Consider the following 20,736-nt stretch of genomic DNA (forward strand, 5'->3'; position numbering starts at 1 on the left):
ATTGCGCCGTTATGCGGCGTTGAGCGTCGCGAGGAAGCCCTCGACATCGCTGCGCACCGCATCGGCAAGCTGCGCCAGCTCGAGCGAGGCATTCTTGACCTGGCTCGCCGCGGCCATCGCCGAGACCGCGCCTTCGTCGACCGCGCGCGCCCGGTTGGCCACCCGGTCGGCAAGCCCCGCCGCGCTGTCCACGCTGACCGAGAGATCGGCGGTCGCGGCATTCTGCTGCTGCACCGAGGCAGCGATGGCGGCGGCGGCGCGGTTCACTTCCTGGATGGCGTGATTGACCTCGGCAAAGCCGCTCGTCGACTTTTCGATGGCAGCGATCATTTCGCTCACTTCGCGGCTTGCCTTGGCGGTGGCGTCGGCGGTCTGGTTGGATAATTGCTGAACTTCGCCCGCAACGACCGCGAACCCACGCCCGGCTTCGCCTGCGCGGGCTGCCTCGATGGTGGCGTTGAGCGCGAGAAGATTGGTCTTCTGGGCCACGCCGTCGATGATCCCGACCATCGAGCCGACCGCCTCGGTCGAACCTGACAGGCGGTTGACCGTCTGCGCGGTGGTTTCCGAACGATCGGCAGCCGCATGGGTGCTGTCGCGCTGTTCCTCGATCCGGGCCGCGACTTCGCCGATCGCGATGCGTATCTGTTCGGCGGCGCCCGCCACCGACTGGATATGGCCCGACGCGGTGCGCGTATCCTTGGCGACTTCGCCCAGTTCGCTGGTCGTGCTCGAAAGATTTTCGAGCATGAGGTCGGCGGTGGCGTTCAATTCGTCGGCAGCGGTGGCAAGCGCGGTCACCGCTTCGTGCATCTGGCCGGTGAAGCGGGCGCTGGTGTCGGCCAGCTGGCGGGCCCGCGCTTCGCGCTCGGCAATCGCCTTTTCCTCGGCATCGAGACGGAGGCGCCGCTCGTCGGCGCGCTGGCGCGCAGCCTCGGCGGCTTCGCGTTCGAGCCTTGCCCGCTCCTTGGCAGCCGATTTGAACTTGGCGAGCGTGCGGGCGATCTGGCGCAATTCGATCGAGCGGCTGTCGACCGGCAGGGGCGCATCGAGATCGCCCTCGGCAAAGCGGCGAGTGGCTTCGTCGAGCATGTCGAGCGGAGCGGCAATCTCGCGGCGCACGATCCAGATGAGCAGGACCGAGGCCATGAAAGCGGTGAACACCCCGAGGATATTGATCATCAGTCCGGCGGTGGCATCGTCGGCGACCATTTCCGCCCGTTCGGCGGCCATCGCGCGCGTCACGTCGCTGATCGCGAGAAGCGACTGGATCGCTTCGCTGCTCTCGCCGAACCACCGGTTGCTATCCAGCGGATAGGGTTCGGCGGCATCGCTCGCGGCAAAGATGCCGGTTCGGGTCTGCTCATATTCCTCGAAGAAACGGTCTCGCGCGGTGGCCATGGCGTCGGAAAGGCGCGGATCGCGCACCGAGTGGCGGGCAATGTCGGAAGCGCTTTCCCAAGCGGCCATCAACCGCCCCCGGCTTTCGGTAAGCGCGGTGCGTTCATTGGCCGATAGCGGCGCCCCCACGGCAATCGTCCGGGCGACCATCGCGCGCTCGGCGGCGGCCTGCTGGCCCATCGTCCAGGCGAGCGAGCGAAGCTGCATCAGATGGCCCATGTCGGACAGGGTGGCGAGCCTTCCAGCCTCGACCAAGCCGATTTCCTGCGCCGATTCGATGAGCGCCTGGGCCTGACCATAATAGCGGGCGGTGAGCGAACTGTCGCGCTCGGCAATGGGCCGGGTGAGCGCTTCGTCGGCCTCGATCCGAAGCGCTTCGAATTCGGCGCGGACGTCGAGATAGTCGCGATATTGCGCCTGCGCCTTGATGTCGGCGGAGCGATAGTCGGCAAGCGCCCGGTCGATCGCGGAATCGCCCGCGGCGCGCTCGGCAAGGATTGCGGCGCGTTCGGCAGCGCTGATCGGCTCGTGACGATTGAGCGCGGCATGGACGCGCCCTGCCGAAGTCGCCCAATGCTGGCTCGCCTCGACGATTTCGGCGGTAAGACCATCGACTGCACGCAGATCACGCGCCGACTGGCGTTCGTCCAGTCCGTCCGAAAGCTGCCACATGGCGGTGCCAGCAATCACCAGCGACATGATGGCAATGGTGATGATCACCGCGCGCGACAGCGAGAATTCGCCCCTCCGCACACGGCTGATCGTCAGCGAAACCTGAGAAGACGCGGTCCTGATAATCGACAAGGCTGGCCTCCGAGCGCCATGAAACCCAGGCAGACGCATGGCCTGCCTGAATTGGGCTTAACCCGGACATGGCAAACAAAGCGTTAATGCATGTCGACGAAGAAAAGCGACGCTAACGCCGGTCGGGCGGCGTACCCTCTTGCTTCATCAGCGCGACAAGCTCGTCGAGCGCCATCATCTTCTGATGCTCGTCCGACCCCAGCCGGCGGAGCGCCACGGTGCCTTCCTCGGCCTCGCGCTTGCCGACCACGAGGAGTAGCGGGACCTTGGCGAGGCTATGTTCGCGAACCTTGTAGTTGATCTTCTCGTTGCGAAGATCGGCTTCGGCGCGGAAGCCCTCGGCCTCCAGCCGCGCCAGCACGTCGCGCGCATAATCGTCGGCATCCGACACGATGGTCGCGACCACCGCCTGCGTAGGAGCGAGCCACAACGGCATCTTGCCTGCATAATGTTCGATCAGGATCCCGATGAAACGTTCGTAGGAACCGAAGATCGCGCGGTGGAGCATCACTGGGCGATGCTTTTCGCCATCCTCGCCGACATAGGTGGCATCGAGCCGTTCGGGGAGCACACGGTCGGACTGGATGGTGCCAACCTGCCAGGTTCGGCCGATGGCGTCGGTGAGATGCCATTCGAGCTTGGGCGCGTAGAAAGCACCTTCGCCCGGCAGCTCTTCCCAGCCATATTCCTCGGTCGCCATCCCGGCCTCGATGACTGCGTTGCGCAATTCTTCTTCGGCCTTGTCCCAGTCGGCATCGGAGCCGTAGCGCTGCTCGGGACGGAGCGCGAGCTTGATCGAATAGGTGAAGCCGAAGTCGCGATAGATACGGTCGGCCAGCTCGCAGAAAGCCTTCACCTCGTCGACGATCTGGTCCTCGGTGCAGAAGATATGCGCATCGTCCTGCGTGAACTGGCGAACGCGCATGAGACCATGCAGCGCACCATGCGGCTCGTTGCGGTGACAGCAGCCATTTTCATAGAGCCGCAGCGGCAGGTCGCGGTAGGACGTGATTCCCTGCTTGAAGACCAGCACATGCGCGGGGCAGTTCATCGGCTTGATCGCCATCCAGTCGGCATCGCCCGAGACGACCGGTCCCTCGTCCTCGACATTGGGGACCTCGTCGGGGACCACGAACATATTCTCGCGATATTTGCCCCAGTGGCCCGATTTTTCCCACTGACGCGCGTCCATCACCTGCGGCGTCTTGATTTCGCGATAGCCCGCACCGTCGATCGCGCGGCGCATATAGGCTTCGAGTTCGCGCCAGATGCGATAACCCTGCGGATGCCAGAAGACCGAGCCATGTGCCTCTTCCTGCAAGTGGAAGAGGTCCATTTCCTGGCCCAGCTTGCGATGGTCGCGCTTGGCGGCTTCCTCGAGGCGCAGCAGATGCTGCTTGAGCTGCTTGCGGTTGAGCCAGGCGGTCCCGTAGATGCGGCTCAGCATCGGGTTCGACTGGTCGCCGCGCCAATAAGCGCCCGACACGCGAGTGAGCTTGAAGGCCTTGGGATCGAGATAGCCGGTCGAAGGCAGGTGCGGCCCGCGGCACAGGTCGATCCAGTCGGCTTCGCCACTGCCCGTCTTGTACATGGTGATGGGCTCGTCCTCGGGAAGCTCCATCACCCATTCGGCCTTGAAGGCCTCGCCATTGTCGATGAAGAACTGGCGGACCTTCTCACGGTCCCAGACTTCGCGGACGAGCGGCTTGTCGGCGGCGATGATGCGGCGCATCTCCTCTTCGATCGCGGGCAAATCCTCCTCGGTGAACATGCCGCGTCCCGGGGCCGGCGCGAAATCATAATAGAAGCCGTCGTCGGTCGCGGGGCCGAAGGTGATCTGCGTACCGGGATAGAGATTCTGCACCGCCTCGGCGAGCACATGGGCAAAGTCGTGCCGCACCAGTTCGAGCGCGTCGGCCTCGTCGCGGCTGGTGACAAGCGAGAGTTCGGCGTCGCCTTCGAGCGGGCGCTTGAGATCGCGCAATTCGCCATCGACCCGCGCTGCCAGCGCGGCCTTGGCAAGCCCCGGTCCAATCGCCGCAGCCACGTCGGCGGGCGTCGCCCCCTCGGGCATTTCCTTCACCGTGCCATCGGGCAGGGCAATCTTCATCATCTCGGACATGTCATGTCCCCTAGGGCAGGCGGGCAAGCCATTCAACCGAAAGCGATTTCAAGCAGGCTTGTCCAAATGTAAAGGACAGTTGACAACCGCGGCGAAAGGTGTCAAATACCCTTTACACGATGGAAAGGGAGTTTGACTGATGCAGAACTTGATCAAGTCGCTGGTATGGGCCAGTGCCATCCTCGCTGCTGCGATCATCGCCAAGCAGAATGGCATGGACGACAGTGAAAGTTTCGCGCTTACGATGGGGCTGATGGCTGCCGCGATCGCGACGCTGCGCCCGGCCAAGAAATGCTCGCTGGGTTGCTGAAGATGGCGAACAGCGAAACCCGTCCTGCAGGCCGTATCTGGCCCTGGTTCATTGCCTTCCTCGTCGCCATGCTCGCGATGGGCGTCGTCATCGACATGGCCGATATCCAGAACCGGCTTCATGCGACCGCCCTCATGCTGGTGCCCATCCTCCTTCTCGTCCCCATGGTGCGCAACGCCATGGCAAGGGCCGCCAGCCGCGGCGAGGCCGGCAATGCCCAGCGCGCCTATCTTGCCCGCATGGCGGTGGTCAGCCTCGCCTATCTCGGATCGCTTTTCCTGGCCGAACATATCATCGAAGATGGCGATGCGATGACGCCGCTCACTCTTGCCCTCGCACTCGTTCCCGGGATCGCGGTGGCAGGCTATTTCTGGGCGATCGGGCGCTATCTTGTCGAATTGAAGGACGAATTTCTCAAGATGCTGATGGTGCGCCAGACGCTCATCGCCACCGCGATCGCTTTCTCGCTCGCCTCGATCTACGGCTTCCTCGAGAATTTCGAGTTCGTTCCCCATCTCGATGCCTATTGGTGGCCGATTTCCTTCTTCTTCGGCCTGGGCGTCGGCGCCATCGCCAATTACTTCCGCTATGGCACCACCGGGGATTGCGCGTGAAGAACCGCCTCAAGGTCCTGCGCGCCGAGCGCGACTGGAGCCAGGGCGACCTTGCCGAAAGGCTCGAGGTCTCGCGCCAGAGCGTCAATGCCATCGAGACCGGCAAATATGACCCTTCGCTTCCGCTGGCCTTCAAGATCGCCGAGGTCTTCGGCATGACGATCGAGGAAATCTTCCTTCGCGAATGAGCGCGACGGGATCGGCTGACGCGCATCGCCTGACCTGCTAGGCGAAGCGCATGACCGACTTGGACCTCAGCTATCACGAAATCGAAGGACGTCGCTTGGCGTGCCGGATCCGCTCCGGCAAGGCGCCCACCCTCCTCTTCCTCCCGGGCTATGCTTCCGACATGGACGGGGGCAAGGCGACCGCGATCGACGCCTTTGCCGCCGAGCAAGGCCTCGGCTGCATCCGCTTCGACTATTCGGGAACGGGGTTGTCCGATGGCGATTTCGCCGAAGGAACGCTCGCACGCTGGCTCGACGAAATGCTCAGCCTCATCGACCGTAGCGAAGGCCCGCTCATTCTCATCGGCTCCTCGATGGGGGGCTGGCTGGCGCTTCATGGCGCGATCCGCCGCCTCGACCGCGTCCAGGCCGTGCTGGGCATCGCCGCCGCTCCCGATTTCACCGAATGGGGTTTTACCGCCGACCAGAAGGCGGCCATCGAGAAAGACGGCAAATGGGAAGAGGCTAGCCCCTATGACGGCGAGCCCTTCGTCACGCATCGCGGTTTCTGGCAATCGGGCCAGGATTTGCGCCTCCTCGAAGAGCCGATCGGCTATCGCGGCCCGGTCCGCTTCGTTCATGGCGACCGCGACGAGGATGTGCCGGTCTCGGTGGCGCTGCGCGCGATGCGCCAGCTTACGAGCGAGGATGTTCAGCTCAAACTCATCAAGGGAGGCGGACACCGGCTGTCCGAACCGCGCCAGATAGCCGCGATCCTGACCGAATTGCACGAATTGGTGAACCGATGATCCCGATCCTTGTCGCCACGCTTCTCGTGCAAAGCCCCCAGATCGCCGTGCCGGGCGAACTGCTCAATTGCGGAACCGACCGTTCGGCCGAGACTCTCCTGTGCCGCGCGGTCGCCGCGCAGCGCGACGGGCGCCATGCCGATAGTGCCGCCGCCTTCGAGGATGCAGCCTCGCTGTCCGCAATCGATGATCTCGACCAGTCGGCGCGTGCGCTCGTGGCGGCGGGCAACATGTGGCTCCTGGCGGACCGTCCCGAAGCCGCCGCCAACGTGATCGACCGGGCGCTGGCGCTGAACCGGCTCGACCCCGTCCAGCGCGGGCTTGCCCTGATGGACCGCGCCCGCGCCTCGGTGGCGATGCTCGAACCCAAGGTGGCCGAAGGGTTCGCGACCGAGGCACAGGCGCTCATCCCCGAGGACCCCTTCGTCTGGTATTTTACTTCGGGCCTCGCGCTCTATGCCGGCGATCTCGAGCGCGCCAAGGAGGACATCGACCGCGCGCTTGCCCTCGCGCCCGATGCACCCGAGGTGCTGCTGCGCGCCGCCGCCATTGCCGAAGCGCGAGGCGAGGAGGGCCCGATGCGCGCCTATCTTGAAGATGCGGTGCGGCATGGCGGAGACCGACCTGCCGGAGCCAGTGCCCGGATGCTGCTGGAACAGCTGTCCGAGCCGCCGGTTGGTGGCGATGTCCCGCCCGAGAAGAAAGAGGCCCAGTGAAATATCTCCATGCCGTGCTGCGCGTGCTCGATCCCGAGCGCACGGTCGCATTTTTCAAGCTGCTCGGCCTCGAGGAACGGCGGCGCAAGGACGTGGAGGCGGGGCGGTTTACGCTGATCTTCATAGGGCTGCCCGGCGAGGATGCCGAGATCGAGCTGACCCATAATTGGGACGAGACCGAGGCCTATTCGAACGGGCGCAACTTCGGCCATCTCGCCTTCCACACCGATGAGATCTATCATCTTTGCCAACGGCTCGCCGATGCCGGCGTGACGATCAATCGCCCGCCCCGCGACGGGCGCATTGCCTTCGTCAAGTCGCCCGACGGCATCTCGATCGAGCTGCTGCAGCGCGGCGAAGCGCTGCCGCCCGCCGAACCCTGGGCCTCGATGGGGAATGAAGGGAACTGGTAATGATCACGCCCGAACAGGTCGGCCCATTCGAGATCGCTTGCGTCCCGGCGTTCAGCGACAATTATCTCTGGCTGGTGAAAAGCGGCGATGCCGTCGCGGTGGTCGATCCGGGCGACGGTGAGGCTGTCCTGAGCGCCGCCGACCAGCTCGGATGGACGATCAGCCATATCCTCAACACCCATTGGCACCCAGACCATGTCGGCGGCAATCTGCGCGTAAAGCAAGCCACCGGCGCGACCATCTACGGCCCCGCTCCCGAAGCCGAAAAGATTCCGGGCATCGACCATGCACTGGACGAAGGCGACTGCATGACGCTGGGAGGCGAGGAAGCCGAGATCTGGCACATCCCGGGCCACACACTCGGCCATATCGCCTATCTCTTCCGCGATGCCGATGTGGCTTTCGTCGGCGACACCGTCTTCGCCATGGGGTGCGGCCGGATGTTCGAGGGAACGGCGGAGCAGATGCACGCATCGCTCCAGCGCTTCCGCGACCTCCCGGGTTCGATGAAACTCTACTGCGCGCATGAATATACGCTCGCCAACGGCAAGTTCGCGGCGCACGCCTTTCCGGGCGACCCGGCGATCGCCGAGCGGCTCGAACGGACCGAGGCAATGCGCGCGCGGGATGAGCGCACGGTTCCCACTACGGTGGAACAGGAAATCGCTACGAATCCCTTCCTTCGCGCCTCCGATTCGCGTACATTTGCCGAGCTCAGGAGCGCGAAAGACCGCTTTTGACGAGTGACGCCCGCCGAAAGGGGGATTTCGGCTCGCGCCGCCTTGAATGTGAGTTTGCAAGGAGAACCGCGATGAAATTCCCGATCCTCGCCATGACGGCTCTCGCCGTGACCGCCTGCACCACCGCCGGCTATGACGAAGCGGCTTCCGAAAAGGTCCGGCTCGCCGATGCCGAAGTCGAAAAGCGTTTGACAGGCTATTCGCCCACCGGTTCGCGCAGCTGCCTGCCTTCGCGTCCCTCGGGCAGTCTCAAATTCTATGACAATGGCACCGTGCTCATCCAGCAGGGCGGCACCTATTACCGTCAGGAACTCGATCGCGGCTGTGCCCGCGCAGCCAGCCCGCATACCACCATCGTCACCGAAGGCACCTATGGCTCGATGTGCGCGGGCGAGATCGTGCGCGTGGTCGATTCCACTTCGGGCGGTTTCTACGGAAGCTGCGCTTTGGGCAAATGGACCGCCTGGGAAAAGAGCGGCAACGACGGCTAACGCTTGTAAAGCGCGGCGAGCCGGTCTCCATAGGCCGCGCCGATCACGTGGCGGCGGATCTTCATCGAGGGCGTTAGCATCTCGTTCTCGACGCTGAAGGCTTCGTCCGCGACGATGAAGCGGCGCACCTTCTCGATCACGCTGAGGTCGCGGTTCACCCGGTCGACCGCATCGCGAAGCCCCTTCTGCACGGCCTTTTCATCGCCATTCACGCTCGCCACGAACTCGGGATCGGGAACGAGCAGCGCGACCAGATAGGGCCGCCGGTCGCCATAGACCATCGCCTGCGCGATCTCATTCTTTAGCGTGAGGATGCCTTCTACCCGCTGGGGCGCGACATTGTCGCCCTTGTCGAGCACGATCAGGTCCTTCTTGCGGTCGGTGATGACGATACGGCCCTTTTCGTCGAGATGGCCGACGTCACCCGTCAACAGCCAGCCATCGTCGGTAAGCACCCGCCGCGTATCGTCCGCATTGCGGAAATAGCCTTCCATCACCAGTTCGCCGCGCACGCAGATTTCGCCGTCGGTGGCAATGCGGACCTCGGTATTCTTCATCGGTGGCCCGACGGTCTCCATGCGGATGCCTGTCTTGGGCCGGTTGCAGCTGATCACCGGTCCGGCCTCGGTCTGGCCATAGCCTTGGAGCATGGTGAGCCCCATTGCCTGGAAGAAGAGGCCGACCTCGGGATTGAGCGGCGCCCCGCCCGAGACGAGCGCCTTCATTCGCCCGCCGAACTTTTCCTGCACTTTCTTGCGCAAGGTCAGAGAGAGAAGCGCGTCCATCGGCTTGTCGATCAGGCGCGAGCGCCCCTCGTAGCGGCGCGTCTCGATTTCGATCGCCCGGTCGAGCAGATAGGCAGCCAGCCCGCCTTCCTTTTCGATGGCCTTGAGCATCTTGGTGCGCAGCATCTCGAACAGGCGCGGCACCACCACCATCAGTGTCGGCCGGACTTCCTCGATATTGGCCGCAAGCTTGTCGAGGCTCTGCGCATAATAGATCTGCGCCCCCAGCCCGACCGGGAAATGCTGCCCGCCGGTATGCTCGTAGGCGTGGCTCGCGGGCAGGAAGGACAGGAAGATTTCCTCATCCCAGCCGAAGTCGTTGGCGATGATGTCGATGCAGCCTTCGACATTGTGTAGGATCATGCCGTGATGCTGCATCACGCCGCGCGGCGCGCCGCCGGTTCCCGAGGTATAGATCAGGCAGGCAAGGTCGCGACGCCCGATCTTCTCGGCTTCGCGCTCGAACTGTTCGACATCATGCTTGCCGCTGACGAGGGCGTCCCAATGGTGGAAGCGGGCGATGTCGGGCGACTGGCCGGTGATGATGTCGTCGATCGAGATGATGTGATGGCATTCGGACGCATAAAGCACCGCGGGAAGGAGCGGCTGCGCCAGCTTCTGCGTCGAGACGATCACCGCCTTGGCGTCCGAATTGCCGAGGATATGCTGATGATCGCGCGTGGTGTTGGTGGTGTAGGTGGGAACGGTGACGCAGCCCGCCGCCATGATCGCGAGGTCGGCGATCAGCCATTCGGGCCGGTTCTCGCTTACCAGCATCACCCGGTCGCCTTTCCCGCAACCGATGTCGCGCAGGCTCTGGGCAAGGCTGGCGACCTGGCGCGCCGCTTCGGACCAGCTCACCGATTGCCATTCGCCGTCCTTCTTGGCCCAGAGAAAGGGCGCGTCCCCCCGCTCCCGCGCGCGGGTGAAGAACATGGTCACCAGATTGGGAAAATGTTCGAGCTGGCGGCGCTTCATGGTGACACATCCTTCTGCGAACGCGGATCGAACGCGGGAACCCAGCGGCCATCGATCCGGTGCACGGCATTGGCCTTGAAGCGCGGCCCGATCGGACGCACGTCCTTATGCCCCATCGCGCGCAGCGATGCCATCAAGGCCTCGCTGCCAGGCGCCTCCTCGACATAGAGCGTATCGGCGGGCGAATAGATGTTGGGAAGCTCGATAGCGTCCTGCGCGCTCAAGCCCCAGTCGATCACTGCGATCACATTCTTGGCGGTCTGGGTGATGATCGTGCTGCCCCCCGCCGCGCCGACCGCGAGGATTGCTTCGCCCTCGGGATTGAAGACGATCGTCGGGCTCATCGAACTGCGCGGACGCTTCCCGCCCGCGACCGCATTGGCGACCGGCAAACCATCCTCGCCGGTCGGGCGGAAGCTGAAATCGGTGAGTTCGTTATTGAGATAATAGCCATTGACCATCAGCCCCGAACCGAAGGCGCTTTCGATGGTCGAGGTGAGCGACACGACATTGCCCTCGGCGTCGACCGCGGCAAAATGGCTGGTGCCCTGCTCCTCGGGCTGCTCGCCCGCCGCGCGGCGCCGCGCGCCCGGCGGGGTGCCTGCCTCGACCTCGCCCATCACCCGCTCGGCGGAAATCAGCTTGGAACGCTCGGCCAGATAGGCAGGATCGACGAGGCCCGCGACCGGCACTTCGACGAAATCGCCATCGCCGAGATAAAGGCCGCGGTCGGCATAGGCGAGGCGGCTGGCTTCGGCGAAGAGGTGCCAGCTCACCGGATGGTCGGGGCCGAGCGCGCTCAGGTCGAACCGTTCGACCAGCCCGAGGATCTGCAACATGGTCGTCGCCCCCGACGAGGGCGGACCCATCGAACAGATGCGGTGCGAGCGATATTCGGCGCAGACGGGCGGCCGCTCCTTGGCCTCATAGGCGGTAATATCCGAAACCTGCATCGGCGCGGGCGCGACCGGCGCGCCGCGCACCGTCTCGGCAATCCGCGAAGCATTGGCGCCTCGGTAGAAGGCCTGCGGGCCCTCATCGGCCAGCCGCTCGAGAAAATCGGCCAGTTCGGGATTGCGAAGGATCGTGCCTTCGGGATGGGGATTGCCCCCGGCGTCATAATAGATGGCGCGTGCGGTTTCGCTGAGCCCCGCGATATCGCGATTGGCCTCGAGCATGCGGCGCAGCCGCTCGGTCATCGGGAAACCGTCGCGGGCCAGTGCAATGGCGGGCGTGAACAATTGCTTCCACGCCAGCTTGCCATGGCGATCGTGCGCACGCTTCATCATCGCGACATTGCCGGGAACGCCGACGCTCCTTCCGCCCGGCACCACGCTGCCGAAGGGCACGGGTTCGCCCGCTTCGTCGAGGAACCAGTCGGGGCTCGCCGCCATCGGCGCGGTTTCGCGCCCGTCATAGCTCACCACATTGCCCGCCGCATCGCTGCGCAGCATGAAGCCGCCGCCGCCGATGCCGCTCGACTGCGGCTCGACCACGGTGAGCGCGACCAGCGTCGCGAGCGCGGCATCGGTGGCGCTGCCGCCCAGGGCAAGCATTGCTTCGCCCGCGGCAGTCGCACGGGGTTCGGCGCTGCTGACCGCGCCCGCGGGGGCGATCGGTTGGGATGAAGGAGTGGAGGCGCAGGAGGCCAGCAACAGGGCCGCGAATGGCAGGAGTCGCATATGCATGGCGCTTGGGGCTACTCGGTTCCGACCCAGTCGGCAATGCTGTCCACGCCCTCCTCTTCCATGCGTTGGGCAAGGTCCCCCGCGATCCGCATCGCGAGGCCCGGCCCGTTATAGACCAATGCCGAATAGAGCTGGACGAGGCTGGCCCCGGCGCGGATGCGCGCTTCGGCATCGGCGCCGCTCTCGATCCCGCCGGCCGCGATCAGCGGGATCTCGCCCCCGCTCGCCGACCGGAAGGCACGCAAGGCTCCGAGCGCCTTCTTACCGAGCGGGCGACCCGACAGTCCGCCGCCCTCCTTGCGTTTGGGCGACTTCAACGAAGCGGGCCTATCGATGGTCGTGTTGCTCACGATCAGCGCATCCACCCCTTCGTCGATCGCCACCCGGGCGATGCGTTCGGGATCGCCGTCCTCGAGGTCGGGCGCGACCTTGAGGAAGATCGGCGGTCCTTCCCCGCCGCGCGCGTCGCCCACCGCCTGCAACAGATCCTTGAGCGACTGTTCGTCCTGCAACTGGCGAAGGCCCGGCGTATTGGGGCTGGAAATATTGACCGTGAGATAGTCGGCGAGCGCGCCCATCCGCTCGACCCCCCGGGCATAGTCGGCGATGCGGTCCTCGCTATCCTTGTTGGCGCCGATATTGACGCCGACGATGCCGCGTTCGGGGTTGCGCTCGGCAAGCCGCTCGGCAGCGGCATCCTGTCCCTGGTTGTTGAAGCCCATGCGATTGATGATGGCCCGGTCCTCGTTGAGACGAAAGAGGCGCGGCCGCTCGTTCCCCGCCTGCGGGCGAGGCGTGAGCGTCCCCACTTCGACGAACCCGAATCCGAAGCCGAGCATCGCCGAAAAGACCTCGGCATCCTTGTCGAACCCCGCCGCCAGCCCGACGGGCGAAGGGAAATGCAGTCCCGCCACATCCTGAGCGAGGCGGTGGTCGAAATTGGGAATCGGCCGGTCGGGCAGCATCTTGAGGCCGCCGATGGTGGCGCGGTGCGCCTGTTCGGGTTCGAGGCGAAAGATCGCGTGTTTCAAAAGTCCATACATCATGTCGAAATGCCCTCTAGCGCGCCTTTGCCCGCACTTCATGCCAAAAAGATTGGACATCGCGGTCCGGAATCGCTCGATTCGTGCGCGAGTCGCCATTTTGCGTACGCCAGGAGATGACCAGATGTTCCGTTTTGCCATGCTTGCCGCCTCGACGAGCCTCATTGCCGCCTGTGCGGCGCCCGGGGACAGCGCCCCCGCCACCGCCTCGACCGTGGCGGTCGCGAAGGACGGTGCGGCGGAGAGCGATATGCACGATGAAGACGCCAGCAAGCGGCTTGCCGCCTTGTTCGAGGAATATGACCGCGCCGAACTCGAACTCAGCCCGCTGAGCAAGGCCTATCGGGGCATCATCGACGAGGATTATGGCACCTGGGGCGATGTCAGCGAGGCCAATGACGATGCCCGCCTCGCACTCAAGCGGCAGACTGCTGCCCGGCTGCGCGCCGAATTCGATCCCTACAGGCTCGATGCGCAGGACCGCCTTTCCTACCGCCTTTTCCTGCGCGACCTCGCCGAGGACGAGAGGCTCGAGCCCTATGACCGGCACGGCTATCTGTTCAACCAGATGTTCGGCCAGCAAAGCCAGGGCCCGGCTTTCCTGATCAACATCCACCGCATCGGCGAACCCGCCCATGCCGAGGCCTATATCAGCCGCATCGCCGACACCGCGCGCGTGATTCCCGAACTCACCCGCCAGTCACGCGAACGGGCGGCCGACGGCATCATGCCACCCAAATGGGTCTATCCCTATGTCATCGGCGACATCGATAATCTGCTCGGCGCGGGCATGGATAATGCCATCCTCGAGGATTTCCGCGACAAGGTCGGCAAATTGGACATCGACGCCGCCGCCAAGGCCGACCTCATCTCCCGTGCCGATGCCGCGTGGCGCGACCAGGCGGTGCCCGCCTATCGCGCGCTCCGCGAGGAAATGGTGCGCCAGCAGGCGATCGCCCCGACAGAGGACGGCGTGTGGCGCCTGCCCGACGGTGCCAATTATTACGCCGCCAAGCTCGAGCAATATACCAACAGCAAGCTCAGTCCCGACGAAGTCCACCAGATCGGCCTCGACAATGTCGCCCGCATCCATGGCGAGATGCGCGAGATCATGGATAAGGTGGGCTTCAAGGGCAGTCTCCAGGACTTTTTCCGATATACCCGCAACGATCCGCGCTTCTTCGCCAAGAGCCGCGAGGAATATCTCGCCAAGGCCAATGCCGCGCTCGAGAAGATGAACGCCGCGCTGCCGCAATATTTCGGAATCCTCCCCAAGGACCCGCTGGTGATCAAGCCGGTCGAGGCGTTCCGGGAGAAATCGGCGGGCAAGGCCTTCTACCAATCCCCCGCACCCGACGGTTCGCGCCCGGGCATCTATTATGTGAACCTCTACGATTTGAACGCGATGAGCCTCAACGAACTGGAGGCGCTGGCCTATCATGAAGGCTCGCCCGGCCATCATTTGCAGCGTTCGATCCAGACCGCGCTCGGCGAACTGCCCGCCTTCCGCCGCTTCGGCGGGGAGACTGCCTATAGCGAAGGCTGGGGCCTCTATTCGGAGGAACTGGGCAAGGACATGGGCTTCTACACCGACCCCTATTCGGACTTCGGTCGGCTCGGGATGGAATTGTGGCGCGCCGCGCGACTCGTCGTCGACACCGGCATCCACCACAAGCGCTGGAGCCGCGAGCAAGCGATTGCCTATCTCACCGAGAACACCCCCAATCCCGACGGCGACATCCGCAAGGCGATCGAGCGCTATATCGTGATGCCCGGGCAGGCGACCGCCTACATGATCGGCAAGTTGAAGATCATAGAGCTTCGCCAGCAGGCGATGGACGAATTGGGCGACGATTTCGACTGGCGCGGCTTCCACGACACCGTGCTGGCCTCGGGTCCGGTTCCCCTCGACATGCTCGAAGAGAATGTCGAAGCCTGGATCGAGCGCAAGAAAGTGATGCGGGGTGCCATCATGGACGATCGCCGCTAGGCCAGACTCCGCTTGATTTTGCGAGGAAAAGGCCTATCTCGCCAATCGGAACGATATGGTCCGATTTAAAGATGCGCCTGACACACCTCGCTGACTATGCGGTCGTAATGATGACCGCCGCCGCCCGCCGCGAGCCGGGCGAACGGCTGTCGGCGACCATTTTGTCCGAGGAAACCGGCGTGCCCCTGCCGACCGCTCAGAAACTGATGCAGTCGCTGGGCCGCGCGGGGCTTCTCACCGGACAGCGCGGAGCGGGCGGCGGCTATCTCCTCGCCCGGCCGGTGAGCGAGATCAGCCTCGCCGACATCGTCGAAGCGGTCGAGGGCCCCATCGCGCTGACGCAATGCAGCGAAGGCGCTTCGGACTGCGCGCTCGATGCGCATTGCAAGGTCAAGCCGCACATGGGGCTGGTCGGAGAAAAGGTACGCGGCGCGCTTGGCGCCGTCAGTTTGAAGGAATTGAGCCAGTGAGCGAGCAGGATCTGACCAGCCGCGAGCAGATGAACCCCGACGCCAAGAAGGCGATCGACAAGGAATATGAATGGGGTTTCTCGACCGATATCGAGCAGGAGTTCGCGCCCAAGGGGCTCGACGAGGATACCGTGCGCTTCATTTCGGCCAAGAAGGGCGAGCCCGAGTGGATGCTCGAATGGCGATTGAAGGGCTATCGCGCCTGGCTCGAGATGGAAGAGGTCGACTGGGCCAAGCTCACCATCCCGCCGATCGATTATCAGGACGCCTATTATTACGCCGAGCCCAAGAAGAAGCCGACGCTGAAGTCGCTCGACGAGCTCGATCCCGAAATCCGGCGCACCTATGAGAAACTCGGCATCCCGATCGAGGAACAGAAGGTCCTCGCGGGCGTCGAAGGGGCGCGCAAGGTCGCGGTCGACGCGGTATTCGACAGTGTCTCGGTTGCCACCACCTTCCGCGAGGAGCTGGAAAAGGCAGGCGTGATCTTCCTGTCGATCTCCGAGGCGATCAAGAAGCATCCCGAGCTGGTGAAGAAATATCTCGGCAGCGTGGTCCCGCAGCGCGACAATTATTTTGCCTGCTTGAACAGCGCGGTCTTCTCCGACGGCACCTTCGTCTACATCCCCGAAGGTGTCCGCTGCCCGATGGAACTCAGCACCTATTTCCGCATCAATGCCGAGAATACCGGCCAGTTCGAGCGCACGCTGATCGTCGCCGACAAGGGCAGCTATGTCAGCTATCTCGAAGGCTGCACCGCCCCGATGCGCGATGAAAACCAGCTCCATGCCGCGGTCGTCGAAATCTACGCGCATGAAGATGCCGAAGTGAAATATTCCACCGTCCAGAACTGGTATCCGGGCGACAAGGACGGCAAGGGCGGCATCTACAATTTCGTCACCAAGCGCGCCCTGTGCGCGGGCGACCGCTCGAAGGTCAGCTGGACGCAGGTCGAAACCGGCAGCGCGATCACCTGGAAATATCCGAGCTGCATCCTGAAGGGCGCGGATACGGTCGGCGAATTTTATTCGGTCGCGCTCACCAACAATTACCAGCAGGCCGATACCGGCACCAAGATGGTGCATATCGGGCCGAACAGCCGCTCGACGATCATCTCCAAGGGCATCAGCGCGGGCAAGTCGGACAATACCTATCGCGGCCTCGTCCGCGTGCTGCCCAAGGCCGAGAATGTCCGCAACTTCACCCAGTGCGACAGCCTGCTTCTCGGCAGTGAATGCGGCGCGCACACCGTTCCCTATATCGAGGTTAAGAACCCCACCGCGACGATCGAGCATGAAGCCACCACCTCAAAGATCAGCGAGGACCAGATGTTCTACGCCCAGTCGCGCGGCCTCGACGAGGAGGCCGCGGTCGCGCTGATCGTCAACGGTTTTGCCAAGGAAGTGCTGAAGGAACTCCCGATGGAGTTCGCCGTCGAGGCGCAGAAGCTCCTCGCATTGTCACTGGAAGGGAGTGTCGGATGATCCGCTACGTACCTAGGGAAATCGCCAAAGATGTCCAGGCCTTCGTCGAGAAGAGCTGCAAGGACACTGGCGTCCATATCGATGATAGCTCGGGCCGCGTCGCCATTGCGACCACGTCCGAAAAGGACATCGAGAAAATCCGCAAGAAGTTCGAGAAGGAAGGCTTCGTCCTTTAGATGTTGAAGATTGAAAACCTCCATGTCGCGGTCGGCGACAAGCCCATCTTGAAGGGGCTCGACCTCGAAGTGCCCGCGGGCGAAGTCCATGCGATCATGGGCCCCAATGGCGCGGGCAAGTCGACGCTCGCCCATGCGCTCGGCGGGCGCCCGGGCTACGACGTGACCGACGGTTCGGTCGCCTTTGCGGGCGAAGACCTGTTCGACATGGAACCGCACGAACGCGCCGCCAACGGCCTGTTCCTCGGCTTCCAATATCCGGTCGAGATTCCCGGCGTGTCGATGCTCCAGTTCCTCCGCGAAAGCCTCAATGCCCAGCGCCGCACCCGCGGCGAGGAAGATCTTTCGGGCGCCGAATTCATCAAGCTCGCGCGCGGCCAAGCCGAAGCGCTGGGCCTTCCCGCCGACATGCTCAAGCGGCCCGTCAACGTGGGCTTTTCGGGCGGCGAGAAGAAGCGCGCCGAAATGGTCCAGATGGGTATCATGGATCCCAAGTTCGCGGTGCTTGACGAGACCGACAGCGGCCTCGACATCGATGCCCTCAAGGCGGTGGGCGAAGGCATCAACCGGATCATGCGGGCGCAGAACAAGGGCGTGCTGCTGATCACCCATTACCAGCGGCTCTTGAACTATGTGAAACCCGACAAGGTGCATATCCTCGTCGCGGGCCGGATCGTGAAGACCGGCGGCCCCGAACTCGCCCTCGAACTCGAAGAAGAGGGCTATGCGGAGGTGATGGCTTGACCGCGCTTCCCTCCCCCAAGGACGAGATGTGGCGCTACGCCGACCGCACGGCGCTGGCGGAGGTTTGGGACGCGCTTTCGCCGCCCGAAATGCTGCAGATTGCTGCGCACAATGAAGTGCAGCAAATCTGGCAGCCGTCGGGCGAGGAAATCGAGATCCGCCGCGCGACGATCACCCTCGAAAAGGGTGCGCGCCTGTCGCTCTACGCACTCAACAGCGCGAGCCGCTACGGTCGCATCGAGCTCGACGTGAAGCTGCACGAAGGCGCCGACTTCGCCTTCGATGCCGCCAATATCGGCGGGGGTTCGGCGACGCTCGAGATCGTTACCACGGTTCGCCATGTCGAACCTGCTGCCAATTCGCGCCAGAGCGTGCGCACCGTGCTGGGCGGCACCGCGACGGGCAGCTATGCCGGCCAGGTCGCGGTTGCGCGCGATGCCCAGCACACCACCAGCGAACAGGACATCAAGGCGATGCTCCTCGACCGGGGCGCGACCGCCAATGCCAAGCCCGAGCTGGAAATCTATGCCGATGACGTTGCCTGCGCGCATGGCGCGACGGTGGGCGAACTCGACCCGGTACAGCTTTACTACGCCGCCATGCGCGGCCTGCCCCCCGAAGAAGCCAAGGCGCTTCTTCTTGAGGGTTTTGTCGGCGGGCTGTGGGACGCGCTTGGCCCCGACAGCCCCATTTCGGTGGAGGCGCGCGAACAGCTGCGCGCGATGACCCGATGAATGCGCCTGCCAGCCTCGATGGTAACAAGGCGGCGGTACGGGACCAGTTCCCGGGCCTCCCCGAAGGCTGGCATTATCTCGACAGCGCTGCGACCGCACAGAAACCGCAGGCGGTGATCGACGCGATCACCCGCGCCTATGCGCATGATTATGCGACCGTCCATCGCGGCGTGTACGAACGTTCGGCGATGATGACGCAAAGCTATGAGGCCGCGCGAAGCGCCGCTGCCTCGCTGATCGGCGGAAAGCCCGAAGACACCGTATTCACGCGCGGCGCGACCGAGGCGATCAACCTCGTCGCGCAAAGCTGGGGCAGGGACAACCTCAAGGCGGGCGACCGCATCCTCCTCTCGACGCTCGAACATCATTCCAACATCGTGCCCTGGCAGATGCTCGCGCGCGAAGTCGGTGCGATCATCGATATCTGCCCGATCAGCGACGATGGCCGGATCGATCTCGAGGCGATGGAGAAGATGCTCACCGAAGAGCATCGGCTCGTCGCGCTCGCCCATGTGTCCAATGTCTTCGGCTCGATCCTCGATGCCCGCACCGCGACCCAGCTGGCGCATCGCGTCGGCGCGAAGATCCTGCTCGACGGGTGTCAGGCCGCGCCGCGCATCCCGGTCGACATCGGCGCGATCGGCTGCGACTTCTACGTCTGGTCCGCGCACAAGCTCTATGGCCCCACGGGCATCGGCGCGCTCACCAGCCCGCTGCTCTCCGACATGCCTCCCTACCAAGGCGGCGGATCGATGATCGACCGGGTGACCTTCGAGGAAACGACCTACGCCCCCGCCCCCACCCGCTTCGAAGCGGGAACGCCGCATATCGTCGGCGCGATCGGCCTCCATGCCGCGGTCGACTGGCTGCGCGAGCAGGATGTGTTGAACCTCCACCGCCATGAAAGCGGCCTCGTCGCTTTCGCGCGCGAGGAATTGTCGCGCATCGAGGGGCTGACGCTCTACGGCTCAGACGACAGCGCCGGGATCGTGAGTTTCAATCTGGACGGCGTGCACGGGCATGATGTCGCGACCATTCTGGATGACGCCGGGGTCGCGGTGCGCGCGGGCCACCATTGCGCCCAGCCGCTGATGGACCATCTTGGGGTCAGCGCCACCGTACGTGCCAGCTTCGCCGCCCATTCCTCGGCGGAAGATGTCGCGGCCCTCATGAAGGGCCTGGAAAAAGTGAAACGGATTTTCGGATGACCGAGCAGAAAAAGATCGAAGTGGAAAAGGTCGACAAGGTCGACACGCCGCCCCGCGCCCGCGTGGGCGAAGGCCCGCTCGATGATGGCCGGGTCCATGAAAGCGCGAGCGCGAAGCTCGAGCGCAAGAAGGATTATCTCGAAGGTTTCCTGTCGCGCGAAACCGAAAGCCCCGCACCCTCGGGCAACGCCGACGATGTCAAGGAAGCGATCGTCGAGGCGCTGTCCTCGATCTACGATCCTGAAATCCCGGTCGACATCTACAATCTGGGGCTCATCTACGACGTCGAGGTCAGCGAGGATGGCGATGCAACCGTCACCATGACGCTGACCACGCCGCATTGCCCGGTCGCCGAGTCCATGCCGGGCGAAGTCGAATTGCGCGTGCTCTCGGTCCCCGGCGTCCGCGACGCCGAGGTCAAGCTGGTGTGGGACCCGCCCTGGGACCCCTCCAAGATGTCCGATGAAGCGCGGCTCGAACTGGGGATGCTGTAATGCGCGTGAGAGAAAAACCTGCGGCGATCCGCCTGACGCCTGCTGCCGAAGCGCGGATTGCTCATCTGATGGAAAATGCGCCCGACGACGCGATTGGGGTCAAGCTGTCGACGCCGCGCCGCGGTTGTTCGGGGCTGGCCTATTCGGTCGACTATGTGTCCGAGGAATCGAGCTTCGACGAGAAGATCGAGACCCCGGGCGGGACTTTCTACGTCGACGGCGCTTCGGTTCTTTATCTCGTCGGCAGCGTGATGGACTGGAAGGAAGACGATTTCGCCGCCGGCTTCGTCTTCGACAATCCCAATGCCACCGGTGCCTGCGGCTGCGGCGAGAGCTTCACGGTCTGACGGGACCC

At 64.1% G+C, this 20,736-nt stretch carries 22 protein-coding genes; 17 read left to right on the forward strand and 5 right to left on the reverse strand.

Annotated features, from left to right (window positions below):
• Positions 1–9: 9 nt before the first annotated feature.
• Complete coding sequence (locus FHS50_RS08495) at positions 10–2,205, reverse strand: methyl-accepting chemotaxis protein (protein ID WP_183934024.1); 2,196 nt, start codon at positions 2,203–2,205, stop codon at positions 10–12.
• Positions 2,206–2,317: 112 nt separating this feature from the next.
• Positions 2,318–4,327, reverse strand: a complete 2,010-nt coding sequence (gene thrS / locus FHS50_RS08500; protein ID WP_183934025.1) for a threonine--tRNA ligase — start codon at positions 4,325–4,327, stop codon at positions 2,318–2,320.
• A gap of 139 nt (positions 4,328–4,466) precedes the next feature.
• On the opposite strand from thrS, the gene FHS50_RS08505 reads away from it, so the two are divergent.
• The 8 genes from FHS50_RS08505 (at position 4,467) to FHS50_RS08540 (ending at position 8,587) form a co-directional block, all read left to right on the forward strand.
• Complete coding sequence (locus FHS50_RS08505; protein WP_183934026.1) at positions 4,467–4,637, forward strand: hypothetical protein; 171 nt, start codon at positions 4,467–4,469, stop codon at positions 4,635–4,637.
• A 2-nt stretch (positions 4,638–4,639) separates the two neighbouring features.
• Entirely contained in the window at positions 4,640–5,251 is a 612-nt protein-coding gene (locus tag FHS50_RS08510; protein ID WP_183934027.1) for a hypothetical protein, read from the forward strand.
• Positions 5,248–5,439 (forward strand): helix-turn-helix transcriptional regulator, encoded by a 192-nt coding sequence (locus FHS50_RS08515; RefSeq protein ID WP_183934028.1) that lies wholly within the window; start codon positions 5,248–5,250, stop codon positions 5,437–5,439. Before FHS50_RS08510 ends, FHS50_RS08515 begins: the two co-directional genes overlap by 4 nt.
• Positions 5,440–5,489: 50 nt before the next feature.
• A complete protein-coding gene (locus FHS50_RS08520) occupies positions 5,490–6,227 on the forward strand; it encodes an alpha/beta fold hydrolase (RefSeq protein ID WP_183934029.1) in 738 nt (245 codons plus the stop codon).
• Positions 6,224–6,943, forward strand: a complete 720-nt coding sequence (locus FHS50_RS08525; RefSeq protein WP_183934030.1) for a tetratricopeptide repeat protein — start codon at positions 6,224–6,226, stop codon at positions 6,941–6,943. The genes FHS50_RS08520 and FHS50_RS08525 overlap by 4 nt, the downstream gene beginning before the upstream one ends.
• Positions 6,940–7,356 carry a VOC family protein gene (locus tag FHS50_RS08530; RefSeq protein WP_183934031.1) on the forward strand — a complete coding sequence of 139 codons (417 nt, stop codon included), beginning with the start codon at positions 6,940–6,942 and terminating at the stop codon, positions 7,354–7,356. Before FHS50_RS08525 ends, FHS50_RS08530 begins: the two co-directional genes overlap by 4 nt.
• A complete protein-coding gene (gloB, locus tag FHS50_RS08535; RefSeq protein ID WP_183934032.1) occupies positions 7,356–8,096 on the forward strand; it encodes a hydroxyacylglutathione hydrolase in 741 nt (246 codons plus the stop codon). The genes FHS50_RS08530 and gloB overlap by 1 nt, the downstream gene beginning before the upstream one ends.
• A 71-nt stretch (positions 8,097–8,167) precedes the next feature.
• Complete coding sequence (locus tag FHS50_RS08540; protein ID WP_183934033.1) at positions 8,168–8,587, forward strand: hypothetical protein; 420 nt, start codon at positions 8,168–8,170, stop codon at positions 8,585–8,587.
• On the opposite strand, the gene FHS50_RS08545 is transcribed toward FHS50_RS08540, so the two are convergent.
• From FHS50_RS08545 to FHS50_RS08555, 3 genes are read right to left on the reverse strand one after another with little or no spacing between them, the layout of a single operon-like run.
• Positions 8,584–10,350 (reverse strand): AMP-dependent synthetase/ligase, encoded by a 1,767-nt coding sequence (locus FHS50_RS08545; RefSeq protein ID WP_183934034.1) that lies wholly within the window; start codon positions 10,348–10,350, stop codon positions 8,584–8,586. The two genes, FHS50_RS08540 and FHS50_RS08545, sit on opposite strands and share 4 nt — an antisense overlap.
• Entirely contained in the window at positions 10,347–12,032 is a 1,686-nt protein-coding gene (gene ggt, locus FHS50_RS08550) for a gamma-glutamyltransferase (RefSeq protein WP_246333104.1), read from the reverse strand. The genes FHS50_RS08545 and ggt overlap by 4 nt, the downstream gene beginning before the upstream one ends.
• 17 nt (positions 12,033–12,049) lie before the next feature.
• A complete protein-coding gene (locus tag FHS50_RS08555) occupies positions 12,050–13,084 on the reverse strand; it encodes a quinone-dependent dihydroorotate dehydrogenase (RefSeq protein WP_183934036.1) in 1,035 nt (344 codons plus the stop codon).
• Positions 13,085–13,205: 121 nt separating this feature from the next.
• Between FHS50_RS08555 and FHS50_RS08560 the strand changes: the two genes are divergently transcribed.
• The 9 genes from FHS50_RS08560 to FHS50_RS08600 all read left to right on the forward strand — a co-directional run bounded on the left by FHS50_RS08560 (position 13,206) and on the right by FHS50_RS08600 (position 20,728).
• Positions 13,206–15,071, forward strand: coding sequence for a DUF885 domain-containing protein (locus tag FHS50_RS08560; protein WP_183934037.1), 1,866 nt, complete (start codon positions 13,206–13,208; stop codon positions 15,069–15,071).
• Between the two features lie 71 nt (positions 15,072–15,142).
• On the forward strand, positions 15,143–15,541 hold the full coding sequence (locus FHS50_RS08565) for an SUF system Fe-S cluster assembly regulator (protein WP_183934038.1): 399 nt from the start codon (positions 15,143–15,145) through the stop codon (positions 15,539–15,541).
• Positions 15,542–15,570: 29 nt separating this feature from the next.
• On the forward strand, positions 15,571–17,025 hold the full coding sequence (sufB, locus tag FHS50_RS08570) for a Fe-S cluster assembly protein SufB (RefSeq protein WP_183934393.1): 1,455 nt from the start codon (positions 15,571–15,573) through the stop codon (positions 17,023–17,025).
• Complete coding sequence (locus tag FHS50_RS08575) at positions 17,022–17,201, forward strand: hypothetical protein (protein ID WP_183934039.1); 180 nt, start codon at positions 17,022–17,024, stop codon at positions 17,199–17,201. Before sufB ends, FHS50_RS08575 begins: the two co-directional genes overlap by 4 nt.
• Positions 17,202–17,945: a Fe-S cluster assembly ATPase SufC gene (gene sufC / locus FHS50_RS08580; protein WP_183934040.1), complete on the forward strand. Its 744-nt coding sequence runs from the start codon at positions 17,202–17,204 to the stop codon at positions 17,943–17,945.
• Complete coding sequence (locus tag FHS50_RS08585; protein ID WP_183934041.1) at positions 17,942–18,679, forward strand: SufD family Fe-S cluster assembly protein; 738 nt, start codon at positions 17,942–17,944, stop codon at positions 18,677–18,679. Before sufC ends, FHS50_RS08585 begins: the two co-directional genes overlap by 4 nt.
• Positions 18,676–19,887 carry a cysteine desulfurase gene (locus tag FHS50_RS08590; RefSeq protein ID WP_183934042.1) on the forward strand — a complete coding sequence of 404 codons (1,212 nt, stop codon included), beginning with the start codon at positions 18,676–18,678 and terminating at the stop codon, positions 19,885–19,887. Before FHS50_RS08585 ends, FHS50_RS08590 begins: the two co-directional genes overlap by 4 nt.
• Complete coding sequence (locus tag FHS50_RS08595; RefSeq protein ID WP_183934043.1) at positions 19,884–20,381, forward strand: SUF system Fe-S cluster assembly protein; 498 nt, start codon at positions 19,884–19,886, stop codon at positions 20,379–20,381. Before FHS50_RS08590 ends, FHS50_RS08595 begins: the two co-directional genes overlap by 4 nt.
• Complete coding sequence (locus FHS50_RS08600; RefSeq protein WP_183934044.1) at positions 20,381–20,728, forward strand: HesB/IscA family protein; 348 nt, start codon at positions 20,381–20,383, stop codon at positions 20,726–20,728. The genes FHS50_RS08595 and FHS50_RS08600 overlap by 1 nt, the downstream gene beginning before the upstream one ends.
• The last annotated feature ends 8 nt before the right edge of the window (positions 20,729–20,736 follow it).

Origin of the sequence: Sphingomicrobium lutaoense (assembly GCF_014195685.1) — a bacterium.
Taxonomy (GTDB): domain Bacteria; phylum Pseudomonadota; class Alphaproteobacteria; order Sphingomonadales; family Sphingomonadaceae; genus Sphingomicrobium; species Sphingomicrobium lutaoense.